This is a genomic window from Nostoc sp. (assembly GCF_036919675.1).
GTDB lineage: Bacteria > Cyanobacteriota > Cyanobacteriia > Cyanobacteriales > Nostocaceae > Nostoc.
Window position 1 is genome coordinate 57,180 of the sequence record NZ_JBALCP010000029.1, and the last position, 17,317, is coordinate 74,496.

Genomic DNA, 17,317 nt, shown 5'->3' on the forward strand with positions numbered 1-17,317 from the left:
TACTAGTACACCACGGTGTAAATAAGCAGACCATTGAAAAGCCCTAAAGAGCTTATTCCATAATACTTTTGACTTTTGACTTTTGACTTTTGACTTCCGCCTTGCGGTACTAGTGGTTACGCACTGATCAAATTGAGTGTAAACTTAAAAGGTAATATTTATGGCTACTGTATCTAAAAGCACTTTATCTCTATCTGCAAAAGAGCGATCGCTGATTCTGTGGTTTGATGAAGTTGGCATTGCTGATATCCCTGTAGTTGGTGGTAAAAATGCCTCACTGGGGGAAATGATTCAACAGCTAACGCCCAAAGGTATTAACGTTCCCACTGGATTTGCCACTACTGCCTATGCTTATCGTCATTTCATCCAATCAGCAGGGTTAGAAGCAAAGTTACGCAAACTCTTTGCTGACTTGGATGTTGAGGATGTCAAAAATTTACGAGAACGGGGAAAAAAAGCGCGATCGCTATTAATTCATACCCCATTTCCTGTAGAATTGCGAGAGGCGATCGCCAAAGCTTATCACAGTCTCAGTGAACGATACAACGCAGAGACAGATGTTGCAGTCCGTTCCAGCGCCACCGCCGAAGACCTCCCCGATGCTAGTTTTGCTGGACAGCAGGAAACTTACCTCAACGTTGTCGGTGCTGAAGGAGTTTTAGCAGCTTGTCATAAATGCTTTGCTTCCCTATTTACCGATCGCGCCATATCTTATCGCCACACCAAGGGATTTGACCACTTTAGCATTGCTCTAGCTGTGGGCGTGCAAAAAATGGTGCGTTCTGACTTAGCAACCTCTGGGGTGATGTTCTCCATTGACACAGAAACCGGTTTTAAGGATGCTGCACTGATTACAGCCGCTTACGGTTTAGGGGAAAATGTTGTTCAAGGGTCTGTAAATCCTGATGAATACTATGTTTTTAAACCCACTTTAAAAGCTGGTTTCCGCCCAATTATCGATAAAAAATTGGGCAGTAAAGAACTGAAAATGATTTATGATGACGGCTCTAAATTTACGAAAAATGTGTCTGTTTCGTCCAGCGAAAGAGGCAAATTTGCCCTGAGTGATGAAGAGATTTTACAACTAGCAAATTGGGCGTGTTTAATTGAAGACCATTATTCCCAAGTCCACGGCATTTACACTCCAATGGATATCGAGTGGGCAAAAGATGGAATTACTAACCAACTTTTTATTGTGCAAGCGCGTCCTGAAACCGTCCAGTCGCAGAAGACGGGAAATGTGTTGCAGAGTTATCGGTTGGTATTAGAAACTGGAGACTGGGGACTGGGGACTGGGGAAAAATCTTTCCAATCCCCAATTCCCACTCCCGAATCCCTAATCCCTCTAATTACCGGACGGGCGATTGGAGAAGCTATTAGTCAAGGGAAAGCACGCCTAATTTTAGATGTTCAGAAACTCGAACAGTTCAAACCTGGGGAAGTTTTAGTGACAGAAAGAACTGACCCCGATTGGGAACCGATTATGAAACGCGCCAGTGCAATTGTCACCAATTCTGGTGGCCGCACATGTCATGCAGCGATCATTGCGCGAGAATTGGGTGTACCTGCGATCGTGGGATGCGGCAATGCTACAGAAATTTTGAAACCTGGTCAAGAGGTAACAATTTCTTGCGCTGAAGGGGAAGAAGGAAAAGTTTATGCAGGCTTATTACCTTTTGAAGTGAAAGAAGTTCCTTTAGAGAACTTACCCCGCACCCGCACTCAAATTTTAATGAATGTTGGTAATCCCCAAGAAGCATTGAGTTTATCTACAATTCCTAACGATGGGGTCGGTTTAGCGCGGACAGAATTTATCATTGCTAACCAAATCCAAATTCATCCAATGGCGTTAATTCACTATGACTTATTAAAAGATGAATTTGTCAAAGCTAAAATTTCTGAAATTACTGCACTTTACGACGAAAAACCCCAGTATTTTGTTGATAAATTAGCTCAAGGTATAGGTAGAATTGCGGCGGCATTTTATCCCAAACCAGTGATTGTCCGAACCTCAGATTTCAAAAGTAATGAATATGCCAATTTGTTAGGTGGGCGACAGTTTGAACCCCACGAAGAAAACCCAATGCTGGGTTGGCGGGGGGCGGCACGTTACTATGATCAAGGTTACAGGGAAGCTTTTGCCCTAGAATGTTATGCCATCAAACGGGTAAGGGAAGAAATGGGTTTGACGAATGTTATCCCGATGATTCCCTTTTGTCGTACTCCCGATGAAGGGCGTTTGGTTTTGGCAGAGATGGCAAAAAATGGTTTAAAGCAGGGTGTTAACGACTTGCAGGTTTATGTGATGTGTGAGTTGCCCAGTAATGTTATTCTGGCTGAGGACTTTGCTGAGGTATTTGATGGCTTCTCGATTGGTTCCAATGATTTAACTCAGCTGACACTGGGGATAGACAGGGATTCAGCGTTAGTAGCGAGGTTGTTTGATGAGCGCAGTCCTGCTGTCAAGCAAATGGTGAAAATGGCTATAAAAGCTGCAAAAAAATATAACTGCAAAATCGGCATTTGTGGGCAAGCACCCAGCGATTACCCAGAATTTGCTCAGTTTTTGGTTGAACAAGGAATTGACTCAATCAGTCTGAATCCAGATTCGGTTTTAAAGACGATGCTGGAAGTGGCAAAAGTCGAGGGTACTAATTCGTAATTCGAGTAATTTATGCCAGTTAGAGACCGTTACCACGAAAACTTGAAGAATGCCCTAATTAAAGATGGCTGGACTATTACTAACGATCCCTTTCATCTAAAGTGGGGAAAAAAGGATCTTTACGTGGATTTGGCGGCCGAAAAGTTGCTCATAGCAGAAAAAGGAACACAGAAGATTGCTGTAGAAATCAAAACCTTCAGTGGCGACTCAGAAGTAGCAGACCTAGAACAGGCGATTGGTCAGTACTTTACGTACCTTGCTGTCATGAGCCGCAATTATCGAGATCGGGTTTTGTATATCGCTGTTCATGAGGATGTTTTTACTGATATTTTTGAGGAAGAGCCGCTTGGTAAACTTATATTGGAAGACTACAAAATTCCTCTGATCGTTTTTAATCCAAAGCGAGAGGTTATTGTCCGATGGCTAATCTAGAGCAATACAGGCAGCTAATTTGCAGCATTCTTACTGAACACACAAAGATTCCTTACTCTTACGGCAATATTCAGCATGAAACTATCTTTGATCGAGAACAGGATCGATATTTGGTAATGATTCTTGGTCGAGAGCCAGTGCCAGAACTCTCTCCAACTGCAACGCGTCGCGTTCACGGCTGTCTGATTCACATTGATATTATTGATGGCAAAATTTGGATTCAACGTGATGGCACTGAAGAGGGTGTAGCAACGGAACTGGTGAAGGCAGGTATATCAAAGGATCGGATTGTATTAGGGTTCCGGTCTGAAGAACTGCGGAAAGATTCAGAATTTGCTGTTGCATAACCAACTCAATGACCAGCAATTTGGGAAATTACTCGAAAATTAACCTTGTTATTCTTCATGGAATTTTCTAGCGATTGATGAAGATTGCTGTTTCTTCTCCAGCTAAAAAAAACTTGGACTGTTCTTGTAATTGTCTCTATAGCTCTTGACTGTTTAACCACAAATATCTTAGTAAGTAGTCAGGCAGAATTAATTACACAATGTCATTACGAATGGAGCGTACTACTACGGAGAAGTAAGCTGTGCCAATGCTCGCAATGACTGTAAATATTTTTGTCCGACTACTTATCTTGCAGAATGGCGACTTTGTTTAGTCAAAGGTAAAATGACAACTCTTTTAGAAACCGAGATTGCTTGATCATTCGCAATTAGATACCCGAAGGCGATCCTGAACAAGCCTTTGTAATTTACAATTACCCAAAGTGCAGAGGGGCTGGGGAGTAAGAATTTTAGATTTTAGACTTCGGCTACGCTCAGTCGAACGATTTTGGATTAAAGAATTGAAATTTAATCTAAAATCATCAATCCAAAATCCAAAATTGAATTGCCCAATGCCCAATATCCAATGATTAATGACTAATGACTAAAAAGTGGTTCCGAATTGGGATGGTGAGTGTATTTCTTCTCTCACTCGCCTTGAGGTTTTGGGGACTGGAGCGATTCAACACTCTGGTATTTGATGAAGTTTACTTTGCCAAATTCGGTAATAATTATCTCACGCATACGCCATTTTTTAATGCTCATCCGCCGCTGAGTCAATATATGATCGGCATCGGTATTTGGATTGGGAGTCACATTCCTTTTTGGCACGATACTGTCAATGGGCTGACAGGTTCAATGCGATCGCCTTGGACTTATCGTTGGTTAAATGCCCTCACAGGCTCATTTATCCCTTTAGTTGTAGCTGCGATCGCTTATCAATTGAGTTATCGTCGTAGCTTTGCAATCCTAGCAGGTTTGTTCACAGCTTGTGATGGTATCTTTCTAGTTGAGTCTCGCTACGCTTTAAGTAATATTTATATCGTCATCTTTGGTTTATTAGGGCACTGGTTTTTATTATTGGCATTAGATAACCAAAATCGGCGACGTTCATTTTGGTTAGTTTTTGCTGGTATTACTTTTGGTGCGTCAGTCGGTACTAAGTGGAATGGTTTATGGTTTCTGTCAGGTGCTTATCTCATTTGGATAGCAGCTTGGGTAATTCGGGGAATGCATTCTTTTTCTAACTCCAAACTTATTTTTACATCCCCCTCATTGAAAGAGGTAGAAAACAGGAGTCAGGAAGCAGAAGTTAGTACTTATTCTCCCTCATCTCAGACACCATTACAAAACTTGACTCAGCTAAATATTTTCCAGATGCTATTTTATCTAGGAATTATCCCAGCTTTTATCTACAGCATCATCTGGATTCCCCACCTTCAACTAGATAAAACATATGGATTCATTGCAGTACATCAGCAAATTTTGAAGTTTCACTTGCATTTAGGTGGCAATAGTCCTAACGTGCATCCTTACTGTGCTGCCTGGTACAAATGGCCTTTGATGACTCGACCAATGGCATATTATTATCAAACGGCTGAAAGGATCACCGAACCATTACCTGTAATGGGGCCTCCTTTGCCTGCCGGTGCTGGACAAGTTATTTATGATGTCCATGCAATGGGCAATCCATTTTTGTGGTGGTTTGGTGTTGCTGCCATGTTGTTTTTAATAGGGATGCTGGTGTCACAAGTAGTGATTTTTTGGGTGAAGGAAAAGCGTTTTTCTGTGCCTGCAACTCTTAGTGTTGATACTTGGATTGCCTTGTATTTAGTTATAAATTATGCTGCTAATTTATTACCTTGGGTGAAAGTGACAAGGTGCGCTTTTATCTATCACTATATGTGTGCAGTGGTGTTTATATTTTTAGCGATCGCTTGGTTTGTTGATCAGTGTCTTCGCAGTTATTATCAACAACTCCGGGCGGTAGGTGTCACCATTACTTTTATCATTCTGGTTGCTTTTATTTTCTGGATGCCCGTTTATTTGGGTTTACCTCTCTCCCCTAACGGTTATAAGCTGCGAATGTGGTTCAATTCTTGGATTTAATTAAAAGGGCATTGGCCAAACAGGGTATGGGGCCTAAGGCATGGGAAGAATATATAACTTCTAACTCCTATTCCCTTCCTGCGATAAGATTAACAGTAAACCAAAAAGTTTTTCTCCGAAGAGCTTTGACTGGCCGAAAAGGAGGGTAGGGGAAACTTGGGAAACTGGAGGAGTAAAGAAAATCATTCAGTTCTGGCTAAATTGGCAAAAAATATTGCTCAATTGCAATCCAATCCCTCCCCTACCCAATATCTCTAAAAGTTACACCAAATACTTTATTTTAGTGCTATTGGTTTTTAAACCAGTTGAATGTCTAGATTAGCTTGGAAACCAATAGGCTTATTTTCAATGATGGCGAATCTAGAATCTTGGAAGAACAGAGAACCATTTAGGGGATCATAACTGAAGTCGCTGATGGAAGTAGCACCAAACCCTGCTTGAGAAATCTGGATTTTATCACCTTCAACAGCCTTGAAATCTTTGATAATGTCAACACCCTCTAATACGTTGGTAAAAACAAATTTATCTGCACCTAATCCACCAGTGAGAGTATCGTTACCGTTTCCACCAGTGAGTATGTCATTGCCACTCCCGCCAGAAAGTATATCGTTACCGCCATTGCCAAATAACAGATTATCTTGCCTATCTCCAACAATGGTGTCACTTTGGTTTGTACCTTTGATATTATCAAAGTTTATAAATGTGAACTTAGCTGTATTTCCGCTAGGAAGATTATTCACTACGAAACTTTGAGTTTCAAGGTTAGCGTTGACTGATGCATCTCCAATTATAGAGGGTGCTGAAGGAGCAATTGAGGCGTCTATAGTGTTATTTTCACGAGCATCAACAACAAGCTTTTCAAATTGGCCAAGTAAATCTGTACCTAATCCGCCACCTTTTTTAAGAGTTCCATCAATGAAGATGGTAGAACTTACACCTATTTTGCTGTAATCAGCCGTATCAGTACCATCTCCACCAAGTAAGGTATCATTGCCTGCACTTCCTCTAATAATGTCATTGCCACCTTCGCCAAATAATTGATTATCCTGAGCATTACCAGTAATGGCATCATTTTGACTTGTACCAATTACATTTACAAAATTCTTCACATTGACTATTATTGGTGGCGAACCTACAACTCTGATTTCTAGTCTTTCTTTAGATAAGTCAGCTACTATTGATACATTTTTGCTGTCAGAAGTAGCATCAATACTGTTAATCTGTCCAGTAGCACCAATGACGCCTTCAAAAAAATCTTTAAAGGTGTCAGTTCCAATAGCACCTTTTTGAATAACCACTGGTTGGATTGTTATAGGTTGTCCTAAACTGCTGTAGTCAACAACATCATTACCATTTCCACCCTTTATAGTATCATCACCTGCACTGCCGATAAATGTGTCATTCCCGGCAGTGCCGATCAAAGTGTCGCCTCCATCAGTGCCTAGAATTATTGCCATAATTTTGCTTCCCTGGTATTGAATTAACTGCTGTCTAATAACTTGTTATTAACTATATTACATGAAAATTTCAAGAGCATCTAAATTTATTTTCAGAAAAGTTTTTTTACAATTTTGCTCCTTTCCAATGAGTCGGTAAAATCTGTTATATGGTGTCTTTAGTATTCAATAATACCTTCCACTTCCTTAATGGCTTTAATTACTTTCCCCAAAATATTGACTGCATCTTTAATAGAAATATCATTCGTAGTTGAGAGTACGCACTAGATTAAAAAGAGCGATAATATTTGCTACTCTTGATTAGCTGCAAAATCTGTTGACAGCCCTATAGAATTGGGTGCATCCCAGTTTTTATTTTGCGGCGAGAGAATAACTGTCATTGCAAGGAGGAACGATGTTCGCGCAGCGTGTCGCAGACAAGCAATCGCATGGACTCACCCTTAGTTAGAGGATTTTGCGATTGCTTCTCTTCGTTTCGCTCGCAATAACATGCAAAAAAGTGGGATGCTCCCTGTAGAATTGCCTGAATCTCCCAGGTTGAGAGTTGAATTTCCATAATCTGTTCTTCCTTATAATCTAAAATTTGTCCTAAGGAATACTTAACCCAGATTTTTCACAAGTGAAAAAAAATCATGTACAGAACCTGTATTACAACTATGGAATGAAAGCTTACTGTTGCACATTTTGGGCAATTGACTTAGCAATGCTATTAAGTATTCACTACCGGGCGGCATAGTGCGCTTTGAACTAATTTGTCAGGAAAAACAGTAATATTTCCGCATTCAAGATTAGGGAATTAACATTCCTAAAGAAGACCAAAAGCGACTATTTCACCCTTTCCAACGTGCGGACAATGTTGGAAACATTCGCGATCGCCAAAAAGTGTGTCCAAGCACACGGAGGCAAAACTGTAGTCAATAGTCATTAAGTCCCTCTTTTTGAGGGAGATTTAGAGGATCTCTGTATGTGCAGCATTCTTGTTCAAGATTGGTATTAGCTGTATATAGCAGTCCTACCTGATTTTGTTCAAATTTGCGGTGTCTAGATCCCCGACTTTGTAAAAGTTGTCGGGGATCTAACTTTTCACGAATGATTTAGGACTGCTATATATCCTTTTGAATTACAAAAATATTTGTAATTGTAAATAAAATGTACAGTGATAATACTGGATTATCGGATTTAGCCTAACATTTCATGAAAATTTAGCAATTAATTTACGGAATTTACATATATGATTTGTAGCTTGATAAATGCATAACATACAATACATGTAATACATCAAACAATGTGCGCTATTAGAGTAATAATTAGCGCTTCAATAGATTTGTTTTTAAGTGCTTGACAAGTTGTTAAGCGCAAGACATTTATGCGTCTATCAAACTAGCAATTTTATGTTTATGTCTGACTGCCAAACGAAACCTGAAACCAACTACTTAAGTGCATCTGGTGGGAAGTATTTAACAGCGTTTCAGCGGAAACTGCTACTACAAAATTTGTGCAAAAGTTTACTTGAATCCTACCGCCAACGAATTGAAATCATGTTGTTGGCAGATGAGGGAAAAACTCAAAGGGAGATTTGTCAAACTTTGGGATGTTGTGCAGCAACAGCACGACATTGGACACACATAGCCCGAACTGGGATGGCGCATCAATGGCAAGATTGCCCCATTGGTCGCCCGAAGGCTGTGAATGATCAATATTTAGAGCGTTTGAAAGAATTAATTAACAGTAGTCCCCGCGATCATGGCTATGCTTTTCGCCGCTGGACAGCTAACTGGCTTGGGAAACATCTAGCAAAAGAATTTGAGATTGAGGTAAGCGATCGCCACATCAAGCGACTGCTCAAACAGATGGGATTATCTACACTACCAAAACCTAACAATGCTGAACAAAACAGCACTGAACAGGCTCAAGGTTCCAAAATTTTGATTGCTGACCTCAAATCGGCAGCTGTTCCAGATAATACCGACTTTTTACCTATTAACTTTGCCAAATTAGGAAAAGATTTAGACATTCATGGCGCAAGATATATCCGCTCAGTTAGTAACTCTGCAACAGTTCAACGATACTCTGGGTTATTCTCTTTCGACAGAGGAATTTCAACACTGTCTTCAACAAGTTAAATTTATCAACCCGAAAGTCGGCAAATTCTGGCAAGGAACCGATGTTGAATCGGGTATATATATTGCGATCGCTGGTAAGGTCAGGTTGCTCTCTAGCGCTGATGAGTTAATCACCACTTTGGAGGCGGGAGACTCATTTGGGGAATTTACATTGTTCAAGGAAGTTGACTTCAAACCTTATGGAGCAAGGGCTTCAGTAAACTTGCAACTGTGTTTTATTCCGGGTGAGGTTTTGTGGCCATTGATGGCTAAATATCCCCAAATTCGTGAGCATTTGTGGGCTAAGGCGCTATCTCGTAATCCCCAACAAGTGGACTCAGATAACCTGCCAGTATTACCATCTGACTCAAAACGGTTCCATGAAACTAAGATTTTGTCAACGCCAGCAGTAGAGCCACGCCAGAAAAAGATTAGCAAAGCCTATTTTCCCAACTCCACGCAGCGAGTGGGGCATTTATTACAGCGGGTGATTCGGCGCTATCCGTTTTTTGCCCAACAGAGTGGATCGGATTGCGGTGCAGCTTGTTTAGTGATGGTGTCTCGCTATTGGGGGAAAAACTTTAGTGTAAATCGCCTGCGGGATATCGCCAATGTTGACCGCAATGGCTCGTCACTGCGGGGGTTATCGGCGGCGGCGGAAAGTATTGGGTTTGCCACACGACCTGTGAAGGCGAGTCTTGACCAATTGGCGAAGCAAAAATTGCCTGCGATCGCCCACTGGGAAGGCAAGCATTACATTGTTGTCTACGAAATTACTCCCAAACACGTTATTGTAGCCGACCCTGCGATCGGGCAACGCAGCCTTAGCCACGCCGAATTTAAAGCCAACTGGACTGGTTACACATTGCTGCTGCAACCGACAGCCATGCTCAAGGATACCAAAGAAACTTCTACTCCCTTTTGGCAATTCTTTGAGTTGATCAAGCCTCACTCTTTAGTAATGCTGGAAGTGTTTGTTGCTTCCTTATTTATCCAGATATTTGGACTTGTTACTCCCTTATTTACCCAGTTAATTTTAGACCGCGTAGTGGTGCAGCGTTCTGAACTAACCTTAACAGCGGTGGGGTTAGGGTTACTGATTTTTAGTTTATTCCGGGTGGCGATGACAGGGTTGCGGCAATATCTGTTAGACCACACGGCCAATAAGCTGGATTTAGCACTGATTGTAGGATTTATTCGCCATACCCTGCGGCTACCCTTGAGTTACTTTGAGTCCCGTTATGTGGGGGATATTATCTCTCGTGTACAGGAAAACCGCAAAATTCAACGCTTCCTCTCCGGTGAGGCGTTATCCATCCTGCTGGATTTAGTCACTGTCTTTATCTATTTAGGATTGATGTTTTGGTACAGCTGGAAAATGGCGTTATTGGTGTTGGTGATTGTACCGCCTTTTTTCCTGCTAGCATTGATTGCCACACCTTTTTTACAAAAGATTTCTAGAGAAATCTTTAATGCTGTTGCTAATGAAAGTAGCTATCTGATTGAAGCCCTTTCTGGTGTGCGAACAGTTAAATCTACAGCCGTGGAACAGACAGTGCGTTGGCATTGGGAAGAGTTATTAAGTAAGGAAATAAAAACTAACTTTTCCGGGCAAATTATCAGCAATCGCCTGCAAATATTCAGCAACACAATTGAAGCAGTGGTAACTACTGTCTTGCTGTGGTTTGGGGCGTACCAAGTGATTCACAACGAGTTAACCATTGGGCAATTGGTAGCATTTAATATGTTGCTGGGAAATATTATTAGACCCTTCCAACGATTAACAGTTTTGTGGAATCAATTGCAAGAAGTGGTGATTGCGGTGGAACGCATTAATGATGTATTGGATGCGGAACCAGAAGAGGATTTGCAGCACCAGGCGCGGCAATCTTTACCACCTATTCAAGGTAACATTCGCTTTGATAACGTGACGTTTCGCTATCACCCTGAAAGCGATATTAATGTTTTGGAAAATCTCAGTTTTGAAGTACATAGCGGGCAAATGGTTGCCTTAGTGGGACGCAGTGGTTCGGGGAAAACCACGATTTCTAAGCTGGTTTTGGGGTTATATCCTCCCACAGATGGCAAAGTCTTGATTGATGGGCATGATATTACCAATCTTTCGTTGCGTTCTCTACGCGAACAAGTTGGGGTAGTTGACCAAGATACCTTTTTGTTTGGCGGAACGATTCGGGAAAATATTAGCTTGGCACATCCTGGGGCAACTTTAGCAGAGATTATTGAGGCGGCGCGATTGGCGGGTGCTGATGAGTTTATTAAAAAGTTGCCTATGGGTTATGAAACCCAGATTGGTGAAGGAGGGGGGATGTTGTCTGGAGGACAGCGACAAAGAATTGCGATCGCTAAGGCGTTGTTAGGTAATCCTAAGTTGTTGGTTTTGGATGAGGCGACTTCCCATCTGGATGCAGAGTCAGAAAGGATTATTCAGACGAATTTAAATACCATTCTTAAGGACAGAACCACCTTAGTAATCGCCCATCGTCTTTCAACTGTGCGTCATGCAGATTTGATTTTGGTGCTGGATCGCGGCGTGTTGGTTGAGAGTGGGACTCACCAAGAGTTGATGGCAAAGCGAGGACATTATTTTTATCTCAATCATCAGCAGATGGATGTTGCAGGGTGAAAGAAGAGGAAAAATAGGAAGCTTTTCTTGTCTCCCCATTCCCAAAATCCAAAATTGATATTAGGAAAAATTATGCCAAACACATTAAATGGAAGGGTTCAAACCCAAATCTATGAGGTAGAACAGGGCGAGGAAATTTTAAGCGAACAAACACCAGCTAGATCCACTGATGATTGGGCTTACGCAACCAAGGATTTACTTGATAGCTTGCCCCAGGTTTGGACAAGAGGATTACTGTATTTTTTGGTGGTATTTGTGTCGATCATTTTACCTTGGGCGATGCTATCTAAGGTGGATGAAACGGGTACGGCAAGAGGGCGACTTGAACCAAAGGGAAAGACGGTTAGGCTGGATGCTGCTGTGGCAGGTACTGTTGCCGAAATTCGGGTAAAGGAAGGTGATTCAGTTAAAGTTGGGCAGACTTTATTGGTGTTGGAATCAGAATTAGTTAAGGCAGAAATGCGGCAAGCACAGGAGAAGTTAGAGGGACAATTAAATCGACTTTCTCAGTTAAATTCATCTAAAAGTCAGTTAGTTGTATCTTTGACAACTCAACAGCAACAAAACCAATCTCAACAGTTAGAAAAGGAAGCTCAAATTGACCAAGCGCGACAAAATATAAATGCTCTTAGAAATTCCTATGACTTACAAAAAGACGAAAAATTAGCTCAAGTCAATCAGGCACGGCAAACTCTTGAGCATAGTCAAACAGCTAATAAGTTAGTAAACAGTAGTTTAGCAAGTACCGAGCGGGAAGTTGAACGCTATCGCAGTCTTTGGCAGTCAGGGGTTGTTCCAGAAATTAATGTTGTGGAGAAGCAAGATATAGCTAAAGACAAGCAACAATTATACGAACAAAATCAGTCAGATATTCAGCAGGCTAAATTACGTTTGGTAGAACAACAGAGTAGTTATAAGCGGACTATTCGGCAAGCAAATGCAGATATTGAACAGGCACAGTTGCGACTGAAAGAACAAGAAAGGAGTTATCAGACCTTAACTCGTTCCAGCAAGCTAGCTCTGCTAAAAATCGACGAACAACAGAAGAATTTGGAGACAGAAATTACTACGCTTCAGGCAGAAATTGCTCAGAGCAAGAGTCAGATTGTCTCGTTAAAGTTTCAGTTAGGACAACGAGAGTTAAGAGCCACCGTAAATGGTAGAGTGTTTCAGTTACCGATACAACGGGCTGGGTCTGTAGTGCAGCCTGGAGCAATGATTGCGGAGATTGCACCCCAAGGTTCGCCTTTAATAATTCGGGCGCAAATGGCGACAACGGAGAGTGGTTTTTTGCGGAAAGGATTACCAGTCAAGTTAAAGTTTGATGCTTATCCGTTTCAGGATTATGGCGTACTGGAAGGAGAATTGTTAGAGATTTCTCCTACTACCATAGAGGTGGAAACATCTAATGGAAAGGTAGCAGCTTATGACTTGGAAATTGCCCTAAAACAAAATTGTATTCCCTCAGCTAATAAATGTATTGCCCTGCGTCCTGGGGATACGGCGACAGCTGAGGTAATTGTGCGTCAGCGTCGGATTATTGATTTTCTGCTTGATCCGTTTAAGCAATTGCAACAGGGTGGGGTGAAATTGTAGGGCGTCTATTTATATGCTTTGCAGCTAATATATCGTTCCTCTGATCTGCATAAAAATGCGTTGCTTGGAGGCTCTGCCTCCTCAAATCTAGCATCTATGGATTTCACGTTTGATTTTGTCTATCTACATAAGAGAAAAATCATGTCTCAACATATTACCATTACCAACGAAGATATTCTTTCTCAAGTCAAGCTATCTTGCAAAATTCCTGAGTTCATTGAGGGAATTGTTACCCGCAAGATTATTGGAAATGCCGCAGCTGAGGCAGGTATAAAAGTAGAGACTGAAGAATTGCAAAAAGCAGCAGACCAAATACGGTTAATGAACAAACTTATTAGTGCTGATGATACCTGGGGATGGTTGGAAAAACATAGCCTTTCTATAGATGATTATGAAGAAATTGTCTACAGTACCGTCATTTCTGGGAAGTTAGCTGCTCATCTGTTTGCAGATAAAGTTGAACCCTATTTCTTTGAAAATCAATTAGATTATACTGGTGTGGTCATGTATGAGGTTGTTCTGGATGATGAAGACTTGGCGATAGAAATCTTCTATGCGATTAAGGAAGGCGAGATGAGTTTTTATGATATTGCTCACAAATATATCCAGGACATAGAATTACGCCGCAAAGGAGGATATCGAGGGATAGTGCGCCGCCAGGAAGTGAAGCCGGAAATTTCTGCTGCTGTCTTTGCTGCTACGCCTCCCCAGGTTCTCAAACCCATCGTGACATCTTCGGGAGTACACCTAATTTTAGTTGAGGAGATTATTCAACCGGAGTTGAATAATAAGCTGCGCTATCAAATTCTTTCCGATCTGTTTGCTGTATGGCTGAAGCAGCAAATTAAGCAACTTGAAGTTGTTAGCAGGGTCGAATTGAACGGTAAAGCCGTTTAACTTATCATCTTAATGCTTAAGTCCCAATCTTTAAACATCCTGAGCGAATAGCCATCTGATACTCATCAGAAAGTTTTGCTGGATATCTAATTAGTATGCAAAGCAGATAAGCTAAAAAAGTATCTACTAGCGTTGAATGGCTTAATCAGCAAACGGAGCCAGTTGAAGCTTTGCTAAACCTTGATTCTTGTCTCCCATCTCCCTAGATAAAGGAAACAATAAGAAACAACAAAAGCGGTAAGCAGATATCTGCTTACCTTGATTTAATGACTAGCTTTGTGGCTTAAAGCCAGGACTTTCACACAAAGGAAGTTTAGACGCTAGTCATGGAACGTCAACATAGGAGACAACTTCGTGCTTTGTGTTATAGAGAGGCCATATTTTCTCAGCGTTACCTCCTAAGACTGCCAGAAATTCATCATTACTTAGCTCCTCCATGAAGCTTTCAGAATCTGCAAACAATTCAACACCAGTGGGTTTGATATCATTAACTGTAATATTAGCCATTTGATTTTTTTCTCCAATTAAATTGTGGAATTGATTAGGAATCAAATAGTCATGTTTGCTTCCTGATTACATCCTATTAAAAAGATTTGAATATGCCTAGACATTTCAACAGAGTTAAAAGACCATAAAAGTTACAGATTTAGATAAAAATAGCCGGTTATTTATGGAATAAATCTATTTTTTGTAGTAGATTGTAGAAATAAATGAGCTTGACGATAGACAAATTTAAAACAGTTATGTCTCTATAGATTTTTCACTAACCAAAAGCCACAAAAAATCAGCCCAAGAAGCCTCTTGAACTGAACGATAAAAATTTAGGGCTATTTCATTCTGACAGCAGCAAACCCCATGCTATTCGTTACATATCTGTCTCACTCAGGTGAAATGTGCCGCAAAGTGCGTGATCGCTTTCCACAGCCGCTCTTACATCTGCTCTCTCGTCAATCTCTGAGAGTGGCAAACGCTCTACGTTGGCATCCAAACTCTAGGCTGCTCAACAGATATTAAATGGTTGCATTGCTAAAATGCGATCGCATCAATTATATCAATTTTATGAGTCTGATATACTCATATTGTACTTACCAAACTGATTCTTAGATATGAGGTAACATGACCACACCGATATCATCTAATCCAGAAACGGTAGAAACCAAGCGACAGAACTTCAACATTACTCCAGAACAAGAAGCAAAGCTAAACTGGCTACGTGATGCGATCGCTGCTCCTAATACAAAAGAAACAATCCTGCGCTCCATCGACCTAATGGTTACTCTCAAGCGCCACATGCGTCCCGGCACTCAACTGTTTCTCCACACCCCAGAAGGGCAAGTTCGCCTACTTATCCCAGAACTTGAATGTCCCCAAACAGGCGACTGGCAATATCTGGTGGAACGCCCTCACCCCTGGCGGCGGCAATTTTACATTAAAGGGCGAAAATTACTTGCCTCGACTGTTTGGCAAGATATGGTTGTTAACCAAATGTCAATAGAAGAGGCAGCAGATAATTGGAACCTCCCCCTTGCTGCGATCGAGGAAGCTGTTCGCTATTGCGAAAATCACCAAGAACTTCTGAAGCTGGAAGCTCAAGAGGAGCGTTACCGCCTTGAACAACAAGGAGTCTCCCTTGAGCCTAAAACTACTCATTGATGAAGACTCCCAGGCAAAACGTTTAGTCAATTTGTTACAGAGTGCAGATCACGATGTTATAACAGTCAACGAAGCAGGTTTGATGAGCAAGCCTGATTCAGTTGTACTTGACTATGCAAGACTTGAAAAGCGTGTGTTACTGACTCGCAACTGCGATGACTTCCAGACTCTCCACAAAGCAAACCCAAATCATCCCGGTATTCTAGCAGTCTACCAGCACCCTGACATATTAAAGAGCATGAGCTACCTGAGTATCGTTAAGTCCATCGCCAACATCGAAGCATCAGACTATAGCCTAGCTAATCAGTTTATTTCCCTTAACCAATGGAACTACTAATAAATATCTTCTGAATTGGCATTAAGATATGAACGATGTAATTCGATTCCCAAATGAGAAAATTGTTCACAGATAGCCTGCATTCGCCCTTCAGTTGAGTTATCTTCTTGATACCAAGCTGTTAACAACCCATTTGCTACAATTTGACAGCGATTCATGCCAAAACTTTCTTGAACAGCAAATTTTTGGTTTGGTTCTTCTGCCAGCCCTAACCCTAGTACTAGTTGTTTGGTAAATAAAGGAATTTCTGACTTAAAATGCAATTGGTGTTCTTGATAAACAGTTTTTAAGACTTGCCTAACAACTTCATAGTCTCTCTTGTCAAAGTAAAGCACCCCTGAATCGTAGCGTTGGTATTCTTTGGGATTGTACAAAACCTTAAAGCTGAAGGGAATTGCCAACTCATCCAGCGTCTGTGTCAAACTCCCCATCACTGCAACAGCACCTTCAGGAGTTACATTGAAATAGATTCGTACAGTTACAGGCTGAATTTTCACATCTTCAATACGACTGAAGCCTGCATTGCTAACTGCCATATAAAATCCATTTTTTACTCGATTCTTCGGCATCTTGATAGCCACAGAATCACCTACCACAGCTGCCACTTCAGTAGGTTGAAGATGCTTATTCCGTTCAATATGCAGCCTCAAACCGCCTTTAGTCACAGCTAAACTGCCATCACTTTCTTCTCTCAAAACAGACCAACCACGGTCAAAGTAACCCTCTCCAAAATTACTTTCATGCAATCGCTTATAAAAGCCTATATCTACCCCTAAAAAAGTATTATTTTCTAAATCTAACGGTAAACCATTTCCCTGCCCATCTAGTGCCAACGTACTTTGCATAGAACCGTTGTAATAGATACCGTAAAGAAAACTCCGCAATTGCAGACTCAGATATTTCTGTTGCATCTGGGTTGGCATCTTCTGAAAACGTTCAACTGCCTCAGATGGTAATTCCAAAGGTTTGTAATCTGGATGGTGGATGGAGAAATTAGATTTTATCTCTATTTTCCGAACAATATCTTGCAGAACATCCAGTAATTGCCCAGTTAATCCAGTCTCTAGATGAGTTTGAGGAGAATTTAATAATTGCATAACTA

The 17,317-nt window shown here is 41.2% G+C and carries 14 protein-coding genes; 10 read left to right on the forward strand and 4 right to left on the reverse strand.

Annotated elements, in window-relative coordinates:
- Window positions 1-160 precede the first annotated feature (160 nt).
- From ppsA to V7K49_RS04285, 4 genes are all read left to right on the forward strand, one after another.
- The gene (gene ppsA, locus V7K49_RS04270) at window positions 161-2,662 is read left to right on the forward strand and encodes a phosphoenolpyruvate synthase (RefSeq protein ID WP_335204639.1); all 2,502 of its coding nucleotides are present in this window, start codon (window positions 161-163) and stop codon (window positions 2,660-2,662) included.
- 12 nt (window positions 2,663-2,674) lie between these two features.
- Complete coding sequence (locus tag V7K49_RS04275) at window positions 2,675-3,094, forward strand: element excision factor XisH family protein (protein ID WP_334867246.1); 420 nt, start codon at window positions 2,675-2,677, stop codon at window positions 3,092-3,094.
- On the forward strand, window positions 3,082-3,441 hold the full coding sequence (locus tag V7K49_RS04280) for a XisI protein (RefSeq protein ID WP_335204640.1): 360 nt from the start codon (window positions 3,082-3,084) through the stop codon (window positions 3,439-3,441). Before V7K49_RS04275 ends, V7K49_RS04280 begins: the two co-directional genes overlap by 13 nt.
- 579 nt (window positions 3,442-4,020) lie before the next feature.
- A complete protein-coding gene (locus V7K49_RS04285; protein WP_335204641.1) occupies window positions 4,021-5,529 on the forward strand; it encodes a dolichyl-phosphate-mannose--protein mannosyltransferase in 1,509 nt (502 codons plus the stop codon).
- Between the two features lie 296 nt (window positions 5,530-5,825).
- On the opposite strand, the gene V7K49_RS04290 is transcribed toward V7K49_RS04285, so the two are convergent.
- Window positions 5,826-6,986, reverse strand: a complete 1,161-nt coding sequence (locus V7K49_RS04290; RefSeq protein WP_334867240.1) for a calcium-binding protein — start codon at window positions 6,984-6,986, stop codon at window positions 5,826-5,828.
- Window positions 6,987-8,383: 1,397 nt separating this feature from the next.
- Here V7K49_RS04290 and V7K49_RS04295 point away from each other — a divergent pair.
- From V7K49_RS04295 to V7K49_RS04310, 4 genes are all read left to right on the forward strand, one after another.
- A complete protein-coding gene (locus V7K49_RS04295) occupies window positions 8,384-9,109 on the forward strand; it encodes a helix-turn-helix domain-containing protein (protein ID WP_335204642.1) in 726 nt (241 codons plus the stop codon).
- Window positions 9,003-11,732 (forward strand): peptidase domain-containing ABC transporter, encoded by a 2,730-nt coding sequence (locus tag V7K49_RS04300; RefSeq protein WP_335204643.1) that lies wholly within the window; start codon window positions 9,003-9,005, stop codon window positions 11,730-11,732. Before V7K49_RS04295 ends, V7K49_RS04300 begins: the two co-directional genes overlap by 107 nt.
- Before the next feature lie 72 nt (window positions 11,733-11,804).
- Complete coding sequence (locus tag V7K49_RS04305) at window positions 11,805-13,328, forward strand: HlyD family efflux transporter periplasmic adaptor subunit (RefSeq protein WP_335204644.1); 1,524 nt, start codon at window positions 11,805-11,807, stop codon at window positions 13,326-13,328.
- Window positions 13,329-13,469: 141 nt separating this feature from the next.
- The gene (locus V7K49_RS04310; protein ID WP_334867232.1) at window positions 13,470-14,225 is read left to right on the forward strand and encodes a peptidylprolyl isomerase; all 756 of its coding nucleotides are present in this window, start codon (window positions 13,470-13,472) and stop codon (window positions 14,223-14,225) included.
- 324 nt (window positions 14,226-14,549) lie between these two features.
- On the opposite strand, the gene V7K49_RS04315 is transcribed toward V7K49_RS04310, so the two are convergent.
- Both V7K49_RS04315 and V7K49_RS04320 read right to left on the reverse strand, forming a co-directional pair.
- Window positions 14,550-14,732: a hypothetical protein gene (locus V7K49_RS04315; RefSeq protein ID WP_334867230.1), complete on the reverse strand. Its 183-nt coding sequence runs from the start codon at window positions 14,730-14,732 to the stop codon at window positions 14,550-14,552.
- A 358-nt stretch (window positions 14,733-15,090) separates the two neighbouring features.
- Window positions 15,091-15,213 carry a hypothetical protein gene (locus tag V7K49_RS04320; RefSeq protein WP_335204645.1) on the reverse strand — a complete coding sequence of 41 codons (123 nt, stop codon included), beginning with the start codon at window positions 15,211-15,213 and terminating at the stop codon, window positions 15,091-15,093.
- 128 nt (window positions 15,214-15,341) lie between these two features.
- Between V7K49_RS04320 and V7K49_RS04325 the strand changes: the two genes are divergently transcribed.
- Window positions 15,342-15,878, forward strand: a complete 537-nt coding sequence (locus V7K49_RS04325; RefSeq protein ID WP_334867226.1) for a hypothetical protein — start codon at window positions 15,342-15,344, stop codon at window positions 15,876-15,878.
- Complete coding sequence (locus tag V7K49_RS04330) at window positions 15,856-16,215, forward strand: DUF5615 family PIN-like protein (protein WP_335204646.1); 360 nt, start codon at window positions 15,856-15,858, stop codon at window positions 16,213-16,215. Before V7K49_RS04325 ends, V7K49_RS04330 begins: the two co-directional genes overlap by 23 nt.
- Here the strand turns inward: V7K49_RS04330 and V7K49_RS04335 are convergent.
- Window positions 16,212-17,312, reverse strand: coding sequence for a T3SS effector HopA1 family protein (locus V7K49_RS04335; protein WP_335204647.1), 1,101 nt, complete (start codon window positions 17,310-17,312; stop codon window positions 16,212-16,214). The two genes, V7K49_RS04330 and V7K49_RS04335, sit on opposite strands and share 4 nt — an antisense overlap.
- Window positions 17,313-17,317: the final 5 nt, after the last annotated feature.

What these genes read in the sequence shown, in the direction of transcription:
- ppsA (WP_335204639.1), top strand. Translation starts at nt 161, where the DNA reads ATGGCTACTGTATCTAAAAGCACTTTATCTCTATCTGCAAAAGAGCGA.
- V7K49_RS04275 (WP_334867246.1), top strand. Translation starts at nt 2,675, where the DNA reads ATGCCAGTTAGAGACCGTTACCACGAAAACTTGAAGAATGCCCTAATT.
- V7K49_RS04280 (WP_335204640.1), top strand. Translation starts at nt 3,082, where the DNA reads ATGGCTAATCTAGAGCAATACAGGCAGCTAATTTGCAGCATTCTTACT.
- V7K49_RS04285 (WP_335204641.1), top strand. Translation starts at nt 4,021, where the DNA reads ATGACTAAAAAGTGGTTCCGAATTGGGATGGTGAGTGTATTTCTTCTC.
- V7K49_RS04290 (WP_334867240.1), bottom strand. Translation starts at nt 6,986, where the DNA reads ATGGCAATAATTCTAGGCACTGATGGAGGCGACACTTTGATCGGCACT.
- V7K49_RS04295 (WP_335204642.1), top strand. Translation starts at nt 8,384, where the DNA reads ATGTCTGACTGCCAAACGAAACCTGAAACCAACTACTTAAGTGCATCT.
- V7K49_RS04300 (WP_335204643.1), top strand. Translation starts at nt 9,003, where the DNA reads ATGGCGCAAGATATATCCGCTCAGTTAGTAACTCTGCAACAGTTCAAC.
- V7K49_RS04305 (WP_335204644.1), top strand. Translation starts at nt 11,805, where the DNA reads ATGCCAAACACATTAAATGGAAGGGTTCAAACCCAAATCTATGAGGTA.
- V7K49_RS04310 (WP_334867232.1), top strand. Translation starts at nt 13,470, where the DNA reads ATGTCTCAACATATTACCATTACCAACGAAGATATTCTTTCTCAAGTC.
- V7K49_RS04315 (WP_334867230.1), bottom strand. Translation starts at nt 14,732, where the DNA reads ATGGCTAATATTACAGTTAATGATATCAAACCCACTGGTGTTGAATTG.
- V7K49_RS04325 (WP_334867226.1), top strand. Translation starts at nt 15,342, where the DNA reads ATGACCACACCGATATCATCTAATCCAGAAACGGTAGAAACCAAGCGA.
- V7K49_RS04335 (WP_335204647.1), bottom strand. Translation starts at nt 17,312, where the DNA reads ATGCAATTATTAAATTCTCCTCAAACTCATCTAGAGACTGGATTAACT.